15 protein-coding genes are annotated in these 13,670 nt (G+C 56.9%); 2 read left to right on the forward strand and 13 right to left on the reverse strand.

Annotated elements, in window-relative coordinates; genetic code table 11:
- Nucleotides 1-94 precede the first annotated feature (94 nt).
- Genes dolP through HMPREF9538_RS24165 form a run of 4 tightly spaced genes read right to left on the reverse strand, consistent with a single transcriptional unit; the run spans nucleotide 95 to nucleotide 3,748 of the window.
- The gene (dolP, locus tag HMPREF9538_RS24175) at nucleotides 95-670 is read right to left on the reverse strand and encodes a division/outer membrane stress-associated lipid-binding lipoprotein (RefSeq protein ID WP_002918214.1); all 576 of its coding nucleotides are present in this window, start codon (nucleotides 668-670) and stop codon (nucleotides 95-97) included.
- A gap of 9 nt (nucleotides 671-679) precedes the next feature.
- Nucleotides 680-1,270: a DnaA initiator-associating protein DiaA gene (diaA, locus tag HMPREF9538_RS24170; RefSeq protein ID WP_002918211.1), complete on the reverse strand. Its 591-nt coding sequence runs from the start codon at nucleotides 1,268-1,270 to the stop codon at nucleotides 680-682.
- A gap of 25 nt (nucleotides 1,271-1,295) precedes the next feature.
- The gene (locus HMPREF9538_RS0126860; protein WP_002918206.1) at nucleotides 1,296-1,682 is read right to left on the reverse strand and encodes a YraN family protein; all 387 of its coding nucleotides are present in this window, start codon (nucleotides 1,680-1,682) and stop codon (nucleotides 1,296-1,298) included.
- Nucleotides 1,640-3,748: a penicillin-binding protein activator gene (locus tag HMPREF9538_RS24165; protein ID WP_020317108.1), complete on the reverse strand. Its 2,109-nt coding sequence runs from the start codon at nucleotides 3,746-3,748 to the stop codon at nucleotides 1,640-1,642. Before HMPREF9538_RS24165 ends, HMPREF9538_RS0126860 begins: the two co-directional genes overlap by 43 nt.
- Nucleotides 3,749-3,811: 63 nt before the next feature.
- On the opposite strand from HMPREF9538_RS24165, the gene rsmI reads away from it, so the two are divergent.
- Together rsmI and HMPREF9538_RS24155 are read left to right on the forward strand one after the other, a co-directional pair.
- Complete coding sequence (gene rsmI, locus HMPREF9538_RS24160) at nucleotides 3,812-4,675, forward strand: 16S rRNA (cytidine(1402)-2'-O)-methyltransferase (protein ID WP_004144878.1); 864 nt, start codon at nucleotides 3,812-3,814, stop codon at nucleotides 4,673-4,675.
- 114 nt (nucleotides 4,676-4,789) lie between these two features.
- Complete coding sequence (locus HMPREF9538_RS24155; protein WP_004150941.1) at nucleotides 4,790-5,680, forward strand: Fic family protein; 891 nt, start codon at nucleotides 4,790-4,792, stop codon at nucleotides 5,678-5,680.
- 34 nt (nucleotides 5,681-5,714) lie between these two features.
- Here HMPREF9538_RS24155 and HMPREF9538_RS24150 read toward each other — a convergent pair whose 3' ends face one another.
- The 9 genes from HMPREF9538_RS24150 to HMPREF9538_RS33285 all read right to left on the reverse strand — a co-directional run.
- Complete coding sequence (locus tag HMPREF9538_RS24150; protein ID WP_002918124.1) at nucleotides 5,715-6,488, reverse strand: DeoR/GlpR family DNA-binding transcription regulator; 774 nt, start codon at nucleotides 6,486-6,488, stop codon at nucleotides 5,715-5,717.
- 110 nt (nucleotides 6,489-6,598) lie between these two features.
- Nucleotides 6,599-7,642, reverse strand: coding sequence for a galactitol-1-phosphate 5-dehydrogenase (gatD, locus tag HMPREF9538_RS24145; protein WP_009484027.1), 1,044 nt, complete (start codon nucleotides 7,640-7,642; stop codon nucleotides 6,599-6,601).
- Nucleotides 7,643-7,691: 49 nt separating this feature from the next.
- The gene (locus HMPREF9538_RS24140) at nucleotides 7,692-9,074 is read right to left on the reverse strand and encodes a galactitol-specific PTS transporter subunit IIC (protein ID WP_002918121.1); all 1,383 of its coding nucleotides are present in this window, start codon (nucleotides 9,072-9,074) and stop codon (nucleotides 7,692-7,694) included.
- Nucleotides 9,075-9,079: 5 nt separating this feature from the next.
- Complete coding sequence (gatB, locus tag HMPREF9538_RS24135; RefSeq protein WP_002918119.1) at nucleotides 9,080-9,364, reverse strand: PTS galactitol transporter subunit IIB; 285 nt, start codon at nucleotides 9,362-9,364, stop codon at nucleotides 9,080-9,082.
- A gap of 26 nt (nucleotides 9,365-9,390) precedes the next feature.
- Nucleotides 9,391-9,858, reverse strand: a complete 468-nt coding sequence (gene gatA / locus HMPREF9538_RS24130) for a PTS galactitol transporter subunit IIA (protein ID WP_002918116.1) — start codon at nucleotides 9,856-9,858, stop codon at nucleotides 9,391-9,393.
- Between the two features lie 14 nt (nucleotides 9,859-9,872).
- Complete coding sequence (gene gatZ, locus HMPREF9538_RS24125; protein WP_002918071.1) at nucleotides 9,873-11,144, reverse strand: tagatose-bisphosphate aldolase subunit GatZ; 1,272 nt, start codon at nucleotides 11,142-11,144, stop codon at nucleotides 9,873-9,875.
- Between the two features lie 176 nt (nucleotides 11,145-11,320).
- A complete protein-coding gene (locus HMPREF9538_RS24120; protein ID WP_009484028.1) occupies nucleotides 11,321-12,136 on the reverse strand; it encodes an HPr family phosphocarrier protein in 816 nt (271 codons plus the stop codon).
- Between the two features lie 10 nt (nucleotides 12,137-12,146).
- Nucleotides 12,147-13,559, reverse strand: coding sequence for a PTS fructose transporter subunit IIC (locus tag HMPREF9538_RS24115; protein WP_004149915.1), 1,413 nt, complete (start codon nucleotides 13,557-13,559; stop codon nucleotides 12,147-12,149).
- A gap of 10 nt (nucleotides 13,560-13,569) precedes the next feature.
- Nucleotides 13,570-13,670, reverse strand: a 101-nt coding sequence (locus HMPREF9538_RS33285) for a hypothetical protein (protein ID WP_416352767.1), incomplete at its 5' end; no start/stop codon positions are given.

Below are 13,670 nucleotides of genomic sequence, written 5' to 3' on the forward strand. Positions count from 1 at the left end.
GGGGGGGGGGGGCCCCCCCCCCCCCCCCCGGGAAACACAACGTACAGGGGGCGGTAGCCCGGCTAAGCGCAGCGCCAGCCGGGAAACTGCAGCTTTATTTAATGTAGGTAAAGGCGGTGGTCACCCGGGATACGCCGCTTACCCGGCTGGCAATATCCGCCGCCGCCCGGCCTTCGCGGTCGGTCACCAGCCCCATCAGGAAGACTTCGCTGTTTTCCGTGGTTACTTTCACGTTCGAGGATTTGACCTGATCGGTGCTCAGGAGCTGCGAACGCACCTTGGTGGTAATCCAGGTATCAGACGAGGCGGTGCCTAAACCAATCGGCTGGCCCTGGCGCACTTCATTAAACACTTCCGTGGTCCCTTCCACGCCCATGGCGATTTGCTTGGCGCGCGCGGAGAGGTCCGGCGTCGGCGACTGGCCGGTCAGCAGGACTTTGCCCTGATAAGCGGTGACGTTGATACGGGCCTGTTTCTTAATCTGTTCATCTTTCGACAAGGCGCTATTGACGCGCAGTTCCAGGGTACTGTCATCGACCTGGGTTCCCACCGTACGCGGGTCCGTTGCGGCTTTGGTGCCGACTGCTGCCGTTCCGACTACCGCGGCGGCAACGCAGCCCTGCAGCAGTAGTGCAGAAAGCAGGATGGCGAGGGGCGAGAGAGCCTTCATGTGTTCTCCTTAATCGTCCTGGTGTGGAAAAAGAGTGTTATCTATCAAATCGCACAGACAGTTGACGGTCAGCATGTGCATCTCCTGGATACGCGCGCTGCGATGGGAGGGGATGCGGATTTCGACATCCTGTTGACCTAACAGGCCCGCCAGCTCACCGCCGTCATAGCCGGTTAACGCGACGATGGTCATGTCGCGGGTCACGGCGGCTTCCACCGCCTTGACGATGTCCCGACTGTTTCCGCGCGTAGAGATCGCCAGCAGCACATCGCCGGCGTGTCCCAGGGCGCGCACCTGCTTGGCGTAGATCTCGTCATGCAAGCGATCGTTAGCGATGGCGGTTAAGACCACATTATCGGTATTTAGTGCAATGGCAGGTAAACCAGGGCGTTCCGTTTCAAAGCGATTAATCATGCTGGCAGCAAAATGCTGTGCGTTGGCGGCGGAGGTGCCATTACCACAACAGAGGATTTTGTTGCCGTTAAGCAGGGACTGGACGAGCGTCATCGCCGCCCGGGAGATGGCGTCCGGGAGTGCTTCCGCTGCGGCAATTTGGGTTTGAATGCTTTCGGTAAAGCAGGCTTTGATTCTGTCGAGCACGGGATCCCTTACTTCTGGTATTACGCTATTCGCCAAAGGCGTTTTTTAGCCATTGGATGTCGTTTCCGGTGAAGGCTACCACATCGAAACGGCAATCCACAGTCTCAAAGCTCCCATTCTGTCGGCAGAGCCACAAACGGGCGGCTTTAAGCAGTCGTTGTTGTTTTTGCGGAGTGACGCTGGCTGCCGCATCACCGTACCGGGCGCTACGGCGGTAGCGCACTTCGATAAAAACGGTGACCGTGCCGTCGCGCATGATAAGGTCAATTTCGCCGCCACGCTCGCGGGCATTAGCGGCGATAAAACGCAGGCCCTGGCCTTCCAGCCAGCGGCGCGCCTGGTTTTCCCAGGCATCGCCGGTCTGTTTGCTTAGCTGGCCGGAACGATTTTTCCCTGCTGGTACTTGAGCCATGACAGTTTCCTGTTAATCACGCAATCCTGGTTGGCCGTCAGATCGCCGGTATTGCCGTTCAGCTCGAAGCCAGGCGTCTGGCGCATTTGCGTGAAGTGTTTTGCCAGTGACCAGGCGTCAGCGCCCATGGCATACAGACGCGCCAGCGAGTAGTCATTACGCACCGCGGACAGCGCCTGCTGCATTAGCGACGGATTGCTGCCGGCCAGCATTGGGATCTCACTATACTGCAAGCCTTCCATCTCCAGACGGAAATCCGGCCCCGCGGTGCCCTGGGCGCTGCGCGAGCTGGCGTACAGGGTGACATTGCTCTGGCTGCCGTTGCGCATGGCGATCATCGGTTTGATATAGGCAATCTGTTCCGGGGTGGCGAGGATATAGGCCGCATCGACGCTGCCGCCGCTGCTTACCGGCATCTCATCCGCACTGCCGAGGATGCTGTTCTGCGCTGATGGCAGGGTGGAGACCGGGGTGCCGCTCAGCGCAATGCCCCCGCCGCCGTTCACGCCGGCGCGCAGCTCGGCCGTGGATCCAAAACGCTGCTGCAGGACGCTGGCGCCGCCCAGCTTCAGCCACTCGTCGGCAAAAGCGCTAACCACACGATCGCCCAGCGCGCCGCGCGGAACCAGCAGCAGCGGGGTCTGTTTCCCCTGTTGGTGGATATGTCGGGCGGCGTCACGCGCTTCGTCTTCCGGAGAAAGCGCGAAATAGCAGAGGTTAGCGCGGCTTTCGACTTTTTCCGGCTGGTTGAGGGCCAGCACATTGAGCGGCGTGTTGCTCTTGATAACCTCTTCAACGTTTTCTTTCAGCAACGGCCCAACCACCAGGGTGGCGCCATCCTGCTGCGCCTGGGCGAGCAGCTGGCTTATCGGCTGGCTGGTGGTGTCGTAAATTTTCAGTTCCGCAGAAGGGTTAGCGGCGGTTGCGACCACGGGCTGCGGCTGTGCGGCCGGCGCGGTAACCGGCTGGGTGGCCGGGGAAGCGGTAGTCTGCGGCGTGGCGGATGTTGCCGGCGCCTGGGCTGCCGGTTCCGCAGCAGGCGCTGCCTGGTCCTGCGTCGGGGCCTGAACCGGATCCGCGCGGCTTCCGGCGGCGGTAAGATCGCTGATTTCTGCCTGCGACGGACTCACCACATCATCATTACCGGAGACATTCGCCGCCTGGGCGACCTGGGCGGGAACCGCGCTGCCCGTCACCGACGGCGCGCCGTTTTTGGCGGCTTCAAAGCCCTGCTGGATAGTGCGGCCGAAGATCGACGCCTGACCGTTCAGCGGCAGAAAAAGCGCAATCTTGTTGATGGACGCAGGCTTATAGTTTTGCATATTCACAAGCGCCGTCGGCAGCATTTTAGCGCCCGGGTTTTGCGGATAGCGCGTCTGCCAGTCTTTAACGCCCGCTTTCAGTAGCGTCGGATCGTTGCGGTTGTCAAACCACATCCGCTGCAGATCCAGCCAGCCCTGGAGGATATTTTCATCGGCGTTGATCACCAGCGCATTGGCCTGGTCCTGGGGCATCGAGGTGAGCGCTTGCCAGGTCGCATCAATATTTTTCTGACGCTGTTTGGCGTCACTCAGCAGCGGCTGCTGGGCGATTAAGGCGCGCAGCAGGGTCAGCGATGGTTTGCCCTGGCTGGCATCGATTTGCGCCTGCCAGTAGCGCGCCTGCTGAGGCTGCTCAAGGTTTGTCGGATCGATCTTAGCCAGCAGATTACGGGCGGCCTGATAATCGTTCTGCGCCAGCTTCACTTCCACCGCCAGCAGCGACTGTTCACGGGCCTGAGTGCTGTTCAGGTTCGCCGGCAGCTGGTTAAACAGGTCGATAGCCTGCTGCTTCTTCCCTTCCTGCAGTAGTGCACGAATGGCGAGTAATTGCCAGTTGGTCTTGCTATCATTCGTGCTTTGCTGCATCTGCTGTAAGTAGAAACTGGAGTTGGCCTGCGACGTACCCTGCATAAACGCCGCGCTTTGATCCTGCGTGTGGGTGCCGCAGCCAGCAAAAATAAGAGTCGCCAGCAATACGGGCAGGCAGCGCGCGGGCTTAGAACGAAGAAATGTTGACGGTACCATAAGTGTCCAGTGATATTTTTTTGGCTCAATGCTCAATATTAAATCGGCAATACGGACGAGACAATGAAACAACACGAATCAGCGGATAATTCTCAGGGGCAGCTCTATATTGTGCCCACTCCGATAGGAAATCTGTCTGATATCACGCAGCGTGCACTGGAAGTGCTGCAAGCCGTTGATTTAATTGCAGCGGAAGATACCCGTCATACCGGTTTGCTGCTGCAACATTTTGCGATAAACGCCCGTTTGTTTGCGCTTCACGACCATAATGAGCAGCAAAAGGCGGAAACCCTGCTTGCCAAACTGAAAGAAGGGCAAAACATCGCGCTGGTTTCCGATGCCGGCACGCCGCTGATTAACGATCCTGGTTACCATCTGGTGCGCACCTGCCGCGAAGCGAATATTCGCGTGGTGCCGCTGCCGGGCCCCTGTGCGGCTATCGCCGCCCTGAGCGCCGCCGGCCTGCCTTCCGACCGTTTCTGTTATGAAGGCTTCCTGCCGGCGAAATCGAAAGGCCGCCGCGATACCCTGAAAGCGCTGGAAGAAGAGCCGCGCACCCTTATCTTCTATGAGTCGACCCACCGTCTGGTGGAGAGTCTGGAGGATATCTGCGCGGTACTGGGAGAATCCCGCTATGTGGTGCTGGCTCGTGAGCTGACCAAAACCTGGGAGTCGATCCATGGCGCGCCGATTGGTGAGCTGGTGGCGTGGGTGAAGGAAGATGAAAACCGTCGCAAAGGCGAGATGGTGCTGATCGTCGAAGGTTTCAAGGCTCAGGAAGAGGCGCTGCCGGCGGCCGCGCTGCGTACTCTGGCGCTGCTGCAGGCGGAGCTGCCGCTGAAGAAAGCCGCCGCGCTGGCCGCGGAAATCCACGGCGTGAAGAAAAACGCGTTGTATAAGTACGCCCTGGAGCAGCAGGGGGAGTAAACGATGAGCCGTTACCAACCGCCGTTTAGCATCACACCCTCGGTCCTCAACCTTGTCGTTGAGATTGGGGAATTGCTTGGGCATTGGTCGGCGAAACGTGGACAAGCATCGCCGTTGCTGCGTAAAGAAAACCGCATTCGTACTATTCAGGCGTCACTCGCGATTGAACATAATAGCCTGAGCATGGAACAGGTAACGGCGCTGCTGGAAGGCAAACGGGTTCTGGCGCCGGCTAAGGATATTCAGGAAGTGAGAAATGCCATTCGTGCTTATGAATTAATGCCCGGATGGCATGCGGCAAACATTAGCGATCTTCTGACGGCGCATAAAACGCTGATGACCGGGCTGGTTGATCGTCCAGGCGCTTTACGTGGCGGAAACGTCGGCATTTATCGCGGTACGCAGGTGATACATATGGCTCCGCCTGCTGCCCAGGTCCCAAGATTGATCGCTGATTTACTCAGTTGGCTGGAACACACCGAGCTACATCCTTTAATTGCCAGTTCAGTTTTTCACTACGAGTTTGAGTTCATTCACCCTTTCGCTGATGGCAATGGTCGGATGGGGCGTTTATGGCAGACGTTGATTCTAAGCCAGTGGCGTCAGGAATTGGCCTGGCTGCCGGTTGAAACGCTGATCCACCATCAGCAAGAACGTTATTACGACATTTTAGGTGCTTGTGATAAAACCAGTGATTGCACGCTATTCGTGACCTGGATGTTGCAAAATATCCTGGCGGCGCTGAAAGAAGGTCTGGAAACTTCATTCATCGTGTCGGAAGAAATGTCGGAAGAAATGTCGGAAGAAATCGACGTCAAATTAGCCCCACCGGAAAACGCAATTTTGCGTTTGCTAACCGAAAAGCCGGAATTAACGGCGAGAGCGCTGGCGGAGATCTTGGGGATATCAGCACGTACGGTTGAGCGTCATCTGCAAGGGCTACAGGCGAAAGGGAGATTGATTCGCATAGGCGCCAAAAAAGGTGGAAGCTGGCTGGTTAAGTAGAACCAGCCGCCATGATGTTCCACTCAGCGTGCAATTACACTATCTTCAGTTCCACCTTTTTGCTGCTTAACGCTGCACGGTCATTTTCACTAATGCCGTCGTCGGTGATCACGCAGTCTATCTTTTCCATCGGCAGTACCTGGTTAAAGCCCCGGCGATTGAATTTGCTGGCGTCGAGCACGGCGATCACCTGATGCGCGGCGGCGGCCATCACGCTGCTGATGGAGTAGCCTTCGTTAAAGGTGGTGATGCCATTGGTGGCGTCGATACCGTCGGCGCCGACAAACATCAAATCGGCGCAAATACCTTGCAGCGAACGTTCGGCAATCGTGCCGTGCATCGAATGCGTTTTGTGCCGCACGGTACCGCCGCACACCACCAGGGTGATATCTTTATTTTCTGCCAGAGTAAACGCGGCGGGCAGGCTGTTGGTGATGACGGTGATATTGGTCATCCGTACTAATGCTTCGGCGATAAGAAGAGTGGTGCTACCGCTATCGAGGATCACCGTCATACCTTCACGGATCATCGCTGCCGCGGCATGGGCGATGCGCTTTTTGGGATCGCTGGCAAGCTGATAGCGGTCTTCAAGCACCACTTCCTGATTCTCGGCGTCGGTCAGGTCGCTACCCGCACGGGCGGCGCCGCCGTGAAAACGGGTTAACAGTCCTTTTTCTTCCAGTAAGCGGAGATCGGCGCGGATCGTTACCTCAGAGATGCCAAAGAGATTCGAAAGGTCTAGAACCAATACGCTACCCTGCGTATTCACCATATCGACAATTTTGTTCCTTCGTTCAAATGAGTTCATCTTGATTTGCCTGATAATTAACTCATCTCAGTGTAATCGAAGGGTAACGAAAGGTGAACGATAATTTTCGAAAGGTTGGATGAGCCAGCGCTGATGGCTGGCTCGGGCGGTCAAGAGAGTTTGAGCAGGATTTTGCCTTGCATTGGCGCGCCGTTGAGCGCCTGCACTGCACGAGCGAAGCTTTCTGCGTCGCCACGATGGGCGATCAGCGGCGCCAGCTGCAGGCGTTTTTCAGTCAGCAGACGGGTGGCCGTTTGCCACTCTTCTCCCGGCCACGGGCCAGAGTAGTTCATCCAGCTACCCACAATATTCAACTCCTTACGCAGAATCTGCCCGAAGGTGGCTGCCGGGAGGGTTAAATCGTGATGAAGCGTGCCAACCAACGCCAGCTGCGCCCGCGGACCGGCGGCCTCAATCGCCAGCGCGACGGTCTGCGGCGTACCGGCGGTCTCGAGGACTACCTGGTCGAACTGAATGGATTCCAGCGCCTGCTGAATCGCCTGGCCGCTCATCTCGCGACTGTTGAACACATGGGTTGCGCCGAGGGTTTTGGCCAGCTCCAGCTTCTGCGGATTGATATCGATCGCCGTGACGCTGTTGGCGCCCAGTTCGCGGGCGCACTGTAGCGCCAGCAGGCCGATGGTGCCGGCGCCGATAATAATCACGTTTTTACCTTCACAGCCCTGCGCCAGATGAAAAGCGTGCAGGCCAACGGTTATCGGTTCGATAAACGCGCCATCATCAATTGGCATCTGGTCCGGCAGGCGGAACAGGTTGGCGCGCTTTACCACCACATATTCGGCGTTGCCGCCTTCGCTGCGTGAGCCGACGAACTGATACTGTTTACATAAAGAGAAATACTCGCGCTGGCATTGCGGGCACTGGAAGCAAGGCAGCAGCGGCACGCAGGCGACGGCATCGCCGGGCTGCAGGTCGGTTACCGCCGCGCCGTAGGATTCCACATAACCGCTGAATTCGTGCCCCAGCGTAATAGGGTAGTAATGCGCCCCTTTGGCGAAAATGCGCGGGATATCGGAGCCGCATAACCCGGAACTGACCACTTTGACCAGGACATCGTTTTCCGTTTGCAGCGTGGGGATAGGGCGTTCTTCAACGCAGACGTTCCCCTCAGCATGGATTACCACTGATTTCATAACATTCTCCAGCTATAAGATTCAGGGGAGCGAACGCTCCCCTTTTAGATCAAGACATGCCTGTACTTTGTTGCGGGGCAGCGCTTTTTTCTGCTTTTTCCGCGGCGATGAAGCCGCGAGCGCGACGCCAGGTCAGTAGAACGCCGGCCAGATAGATGATGCCGATGACCGCGAAGCCAACCACATTTTGCCAGGTAAAGAGCTGGATCAGCAGCCAGGTAATCGGCGAACCACCCTGGTCCATTGAGGCCACCATGCCGCCGGCTTTCAGGGCCCCGGCGTTTGCCGCCAGCTGGGTGTGCAGGCCAATGGTCTGGGTGGCGATCCACAGGGTGATTCCCATAATGATGACCCCGGAAATCAACGTGCGGAACAGATTGCCCTGATGTACAGCCACTGCCATCGCTACGAAGAAGCCGATGGTGGCCAGGTCACCAAATGGCAGAACCTGGTTGCCAGGGACCACGACGGCGATAAGAATGGTCAGCGGGATGAAAATCAGGCTGGCCGAGACTACCGAGGTATGACCGAGCAGCAGCGCCGGATCGAGACCAATCAGGAATTCCTGGCCGCCGAATTTAGCCTGCAGACGTTTACGCGCCTGTTTGGCTATCGGGGTGAGGCCATCCATAATCGGTTTGATCACCCGGGGCATCAGCAGCATCACCGCTGCGGTTTTCACCGCCAGCTGAAGAATGCCCTTCAGGTCGTAACCCGCCAGCGCGCCAATCACCAGCCCCATGACGAAGCCAACGGTAACCGGTTCACCGAAGGGGCCGAAGCGTTTCTGAATGTCATCGGCGCTAAAGTGAATACGGTTAAGACCAGGGATCTTGTCGATGATGGTATCCACGAGGACGGCAACCGGCCCTAAATACGCCGAACTGCCGTGCGGGATCGCAATACCCTCGAGGCCGAAGAAATCGCGGGTATCTTTGGCAAACCAATCGCCCAACTTATACACAAAAGCAGCATGCACCACCACGCCGAGAATACCTATCCAGTACGACCCGGTCGCGATATGCAGCATTGCGCCGGTAAAGGTCATATGCCAGATGTTCCAGATATCAACATTCACCACGCGGGTCATACGGGTAACCAGCATCACGATATTGACCGCGATGGCCACCGGGATCGCCACCAGGGCGATTTGCGACGCCCAGGTCATCGGTGATGAACCCGGCCAACCGATGTCGATCACGTGAAGATTAATCTGGAAATGCTCCGCCATCGCCTTTGCCGCCGGGCCGATGGAGTCGAGCATCAGGCCAATGACCAGCCCGATGCCGACAAACCCGATCCCGATATGTAGACCGGATTTAAAACAATCCCCGAGCTTCATCCCCAGTAATTTGGAGAAGATAATGATCACGATCGGCAGCATCACCGTCGGACCGAGATCGAGGATATAACGCATGATTTCGCTAAACATGGCGTTTACTCCGCGAGGATGCCGAGGATTTTCTGTTGTAAGGCTTCAATGCCGACGCCCGAGACGAATGGCATGCCGTGCACCACCGGAATGTCGCCGAAGGTCCGTTCCACGCGCGCGGTGGTGCAGATCAGGTCCGCCCCGTCCATGTAGGTTTCGATTTCATTGACCCGGCACTGCACCAAATCCAGTTCAATATTGTGGTCTGCACACAGCTCTTTAATCTCTTCTGCCGCCATCGTGGAGGTGGCGACGGCACCGCCGCAGGCGACGATAACTTTACGTTTCATAGGGTACCCCTTTTATTATCAGTATCTTATGAAGCCACGGCGCTAAGCTCGGGCTCAAGGATTAATTGCTGGAACCGCACCGGCAGCCGATCGTCGGAAGCGGCGAGCAGTGCCTCCAGCGTGTGCGGATTTTGTAGCTCACTAAATAACCGGCGCAGCAGCTTCAGCTGTGCCGCCGGGTTTTCAACAATCAGCGCGATGATGAGCGAAACGTCGATTTCGCCGTCGTCGTCAGCGCGCTGAAAAGAGACCGGCATGTCCGGACGTATCAGGTAAATGGCCGGTGATTTCGCGTGGATCGCTTCGCAGTGCGGGATAGCGACAGCATGCTTCTCCAGGGCGATGCCGGTGGGAAAAGTCGCTTCGCGTTCGAGCAGGGCGGCGGGATAGCTGTCATGTACGACGCCTCGCGCCAGCATCTCTGCGCCAATGTGTTCCAGTGCCTGCTGACTGGAACTGAAATGAATGCCGGTACGAACAAACAGTTGACTCATATATCCTCTTAACTTCACGCGGTTTCAGAAGAACAGCCGTAGCGATAGGCACGCAGGACATCCTGGATTTTGTCGAGGATCAGCGCGTGCGGCTCGGCGTTCAGTTCATTCAGCGACAGTCGTTCAAACTGCACCGGCATATACTGGCTGATAAGCCCCAGCGGTAGCTTAGCGTCGGTCAGATTAGCGATAAGTTTCTCAACGCTTTGGCGAATACGCGGATGCGGCCAGTAATAACGGATACGATCGGAAAGGCTGAAGTGGATATCGACCATCGCCTGGCTCCAGGTGGGGCGATAGTATTTTTTCCAGTAGCCGGGTTCGTTAAGCATCACTTCGTCGATCACCTCCATCACGCGACTGCGAGACTCCGGGGCGATCAGCTCATTTTCCATTTGGGCGAGGGCAAAGATGGCTTCACGCAGGGCAAAGGTGAGCGCCGGGCCGACTTTCAGAATGGCGAAGTGGTCGCGGACCAGCGCACGATAAGCCTGGCGGGTTTGGTAGTCGGTAGAGTGCGCTTCGTAGACCATCGGGGTGCTTTCGATCCAGGCGGAGAGCGCTTTCGCTTCCTGCGGCTGGTAATGAATGATTTGCGTATGGTCGAACTCCACGCCGGGCTGCACGACGATGGCGATAACTCGCTCCAGCGCGGCGTCGAGCCCCAGCTTACGGAAGGCGGCTTCATGGGTTTCGAGCGTCGCGGCGGCATCCTGCGCCCGGGTGACATGTACGCTGCCGATGGTGCTGGCCTCGCCGCCGGGAACCGGAACTTCGGTCCCGATGACGTAGGTCAGGTGGCGCTTTTGCTCATCGCTGGCGGTCTCTTCGGCAGCCTGACACAGGCGAGCGGCGCGCTCAGCAACCACACCAGGATCCAGCGGCACCGGATCGTCAGCACAGGACATTGATGCATCGAGATGGATTTTACTAAAGCCGGCGGCGACGTAGGCTTTGATCAGGTCGATTGATTTTTCCATCGCCACGGCGGCCGGTTCGTCTTGCCAGCAGTTCGGTCCAAGATGGTCGCCGCCAAGAATAATGCGCTCCGCCGGAAAACCGACGGTACGCGCGATGTTGTAGACGAAGTCGCGGAAATCGGCCGGCTGCATGCCGGTGTAGCCACCAAACTGATTCACCTGGTTGGACGTCGCTTCGATCAGCACCTTATTGTTGGTCGACAGGTCGAAACGTAACGCCGCTTCGATAACCAGCGGATGCGCCGAACATACTGAACAGATGCCGATATGTTCGCCTGACTTATGGCGAGTGATAATGTCTTTCATTTACAACCTCCGTTTTCTTTCGAATATATTCGTTATGTTTTGTTTTGGTCGCAAATGGCTTTGTTTTGATTTGTGATCTGTATCGATAAATAGTGGTGTAACGCAGTGAAAGGTATCGTCTTTCGAGACAAAAACGCCCTGATCACGAAGACAGGGCGTTTTTAATTGATTGAAAATTAACTAAATAGTCGGGATAGCCAGCTGCGTTTCGTTTTGACGGCTTCCTGCGAGACCTGCTGCGGCTGGGCGGCAATTTCGCCGAGACCGGCGTTAAAAGCGTCACCAATGGCTTTTAACGCCTGCTGCGCATCGTTGCCGCTGGCCATAAAGTGCAGACGATGACCCTGTTTGGCGCCCAGCGATACGACGCGCATCAGATTCTTGGCATCAACAATGGCGGAGCGCGTATCAAGGTTTTCGACCCGGATTTGCGATCGCCACTGCTTGACGGCTTTCACCAGCACCGCGCTGGGACGGGCATGTAGCCCGTGCGGATTACGCAGGGTAAAGGTGGCCTCTTCGTCAAATTGCGGCGCGGGTTGTGGTTCTTCGCCTGCTGGCAGAGGAATGTCGCCGGCGAGAATTTCCAGCACCGCCTGGGGGGTATCAGCGCGCGTCAGCGCCTCAGGTACTCGATCATCGCCCAGAGCATGGGTGAGCTGGCGCAAAATATCGAGATGCTCATTGTCCTGAGCCGCGATACCGACAATCAGATAGGCGGTTTGCTCCTCACCCCAGTCAACCCCCTGCGGACAAGCCAGCACCTTAACGCCCGTTTTAAGCACTGCGTCGCGACTGTGCGGCGTACCGTGGGGAATGGCAATGCCGTTGCCCAGATAGGTGCTGATTTGCCCCTCGCGCTCGCGCATGCCTTGTAGATAGTCTGCCCGCGTATGTCCGGCATGGGTCAGGGCTGCAACGACACGCTGTAGCGCCTCGTCTTTTGTTTTGACCTGACGATCGAAACAAATATCGGCAGAAGTCAGTTGCATAGCTTGCTCCTTATTTCATGGCGCCAGCAAGAGCTGTCGCTTTGTCAGTGCGTTTTTGCCACAGCCGCCAGCATCCCAGCATAAGTGCCCCGCAGGCGGAACCGGCGAGAATGCACAGCACCCACATCAACGGTTTACTGACCAGCGGCAGGATTAAGAAGCCGCCGTGCGGTGCCGGAACCTGAATATGCAGGCTGTAGCTGAGTACCGCAGAAATTGAGGAGGCGATCATCATCATCGGGATCACCCGCAGCGGATCCTTGGCGGCAAAGGGAATCGCACCTTCGGTAATGTGCGTACAGCCGAGGATATAGTTGACCATCCCGGCGGCGCGTTCCTCCTCGCTAAAGCCTTTCGGAAAGAACGTGGTCGCCAGAGCGATGACCAGCGGCGGCGTGATGCAGGCGGCAGATACACCGGCCATAAAAAAGTAGTTACCTTGACCCAGCAGCAACGTACCGGTGACATAGGCCGCTTTGTTGACCGGCCCGCCGAAGTCGAAGGAGCACATTGCGCCTACCACGATCCCCAGCAGGATCGGGTTGGCTTCCTGTAAAGAGCTGAGCCAGTTCATCATGCCATTGTTGATCGCTGCCACCGGCTGGCCGAGCAGGACCATCATCACGCCGATCACCAGGACGCCTATCAGCGGCATAATAAAGATCGACTTCAGCCCTTCGTACTGGCGCGGCAGACCGTCGAGCAGATGACGGATCAGCAGCATAAAATACCCGGCGGCAAAACCGGCGATGATCCCACCGAGGAATCCGGCGCCGGTGGCGTTCGCCAGCAGACCGCCGACAAAACCGGCAACCATGCCAGGGCGGCCAGATATCGACCAGGCAATGTAGGCGGTAAACACCGGCACCATGATCGAGAACGCCTGCTGACCGACTTTCATCAGCGTGGCGGCAATCACGTTATACTGCGGTGAATTCGGGTCGGCGGAGTAGATACCCCATAAGAAAGAAACAGCGATTAAGATCCCGCCGGCGACAACGAACGGTAGCATGTTGGAAACGCCGCTCATCAGATGTTTGTAAATCTGTCGGCCGAACGATTCTCGCTCATATTTCTCGTCTGGATCCGTTGCCGCGGAGAATCCCTGACGACGCGGCGCCTGACCGTTAACGACTTTATTAATTAATTCCGCCGGATGGTGAATGGCTTCTTTAACCGGCACCTCAATAACCGGTAAACCATTAAAACGTTCGGCATTAACATCTTTATCGGCAGCGATAATCACGCCATAAATATCCTTCAGGTCTTCCGGCGTAATGGCGTTTTCTACGCCGGAAGCGCCATTGGTTTCGACTTTTATTTCAACATTTAATTTTTTCGCTGCGGTTTTTAAGGCCTCTTCAGCCATAAATGTATGAGCAATACCTGTAGGGCAGCCGGTCACGGCAATAATTTTTTTCATAATCGGACCTTTATAATTGGACGATCTGAAGTTGTTGTAATAATTCTTGCGTACGGTTTAATTTACCCAGTCCGGCGGAGGCGGCCACATCAGCGCCGGGGGGGGGGGGGC

The sequence above is a fragment of the Klebsiella sp. MS 92-3 genome, from assembly GCF_000195655.1.
Taxonomy (GTDB): domain Bacteria; phylum Pseudomonadota; class Gammaproteobacteria; order Enterobacterales; family Enterobacteriaceae; genus Klebsiella; species Klebsiella pneumoniae.

Excerpts from the sequence above, each read along its gene's own strand:
- gatD (WP_009484027.1), bottom strand. The coding sequence starts at position 7,642 with ATGAAATCAGTGGTAATCCATGCTGAGGGGAACGTCTGCGTTGAAGAA.
- HMPREF9538_RS24120 (WP_009484028.1), bottom strand. The coding sequence starts at position 12,136 with ATGCAACTGACTTCTGCCGATATTTGTTTCGATCGTCAGGTCAAAACA.
- HMPREF9538_RS24115 (WP_004149915.1), bottom strand. The coding sequence starts at position 13,559 with ATGAAAAAAATTATTGCCGTGACCGGCTGCCCTACAGGTATTGCTCAT.
- HMPREF9538_RS0126860 (WP_002918206.1), bottom strand. The coding sequence starts at position 1,682 with ATGGCTCAAGTACCAGCAGGGAAAAATCGTTCCGGCCAGCTAAGCAAA.
- gatZ (WP_002918071.1), bottom strand. The coding sequence starts at position 11,144 with ATGAAAGACATTATCACTCGCCATAAGTCAGGCGAACATATCGGCATC.
- rsmI (WP_004144878.1), top strand. The coding sequence starts at position 3,812 with ATGAAACAACACGAATCAGCGGATAATTCTCAGGGGCAGCTCTATATT.
- HMPREF9538_RS24150 (WP_002918124.1), bottom strand. The coding sequence starts at position 6,488 with ATGAACTCATTTGAACGAAGGAACAAAATTGTCGATATGGTGAATACG.
- HMPREF9538_RS24140 (WP_002918121.1), bottom strand. The coding sequence starts at position 9,074 with ATGTTTAGCGAAATCATGCGTTATATCCTCGATCTCGGTCCGACGGTG.
- HMPREF9538_RS24165 (WP_020317108.1), bottom strand. The coding sequence starts at position 3,748 with ATGGTACCGTCAACATTTCTTCGTTCTAAGCCCGCGCGCTGCCTGCCC.
- dolP (WP_002918214.1), bottom strand. The coding sequence starts at position 670 with ATGAAGGCTCTCTCGCCCCTCGCCATCCTGCTTTCTGCACTACTGCTG.
- gatA (WP_002918116.1), bottom strand. The coding sequence starts at position 9,858 with ATGAGTCAACTGTTTGTTCGTACCGGCATTCATTTCAGTTCCAGTCAG.
- gatB (WP_002918119.1), bottom strand. The coding sequence starts at position 9,364 with ATGAAACGTAAAGTTATCGTCGCCTGCGGCGGTGCCGTCGCCACCTCC.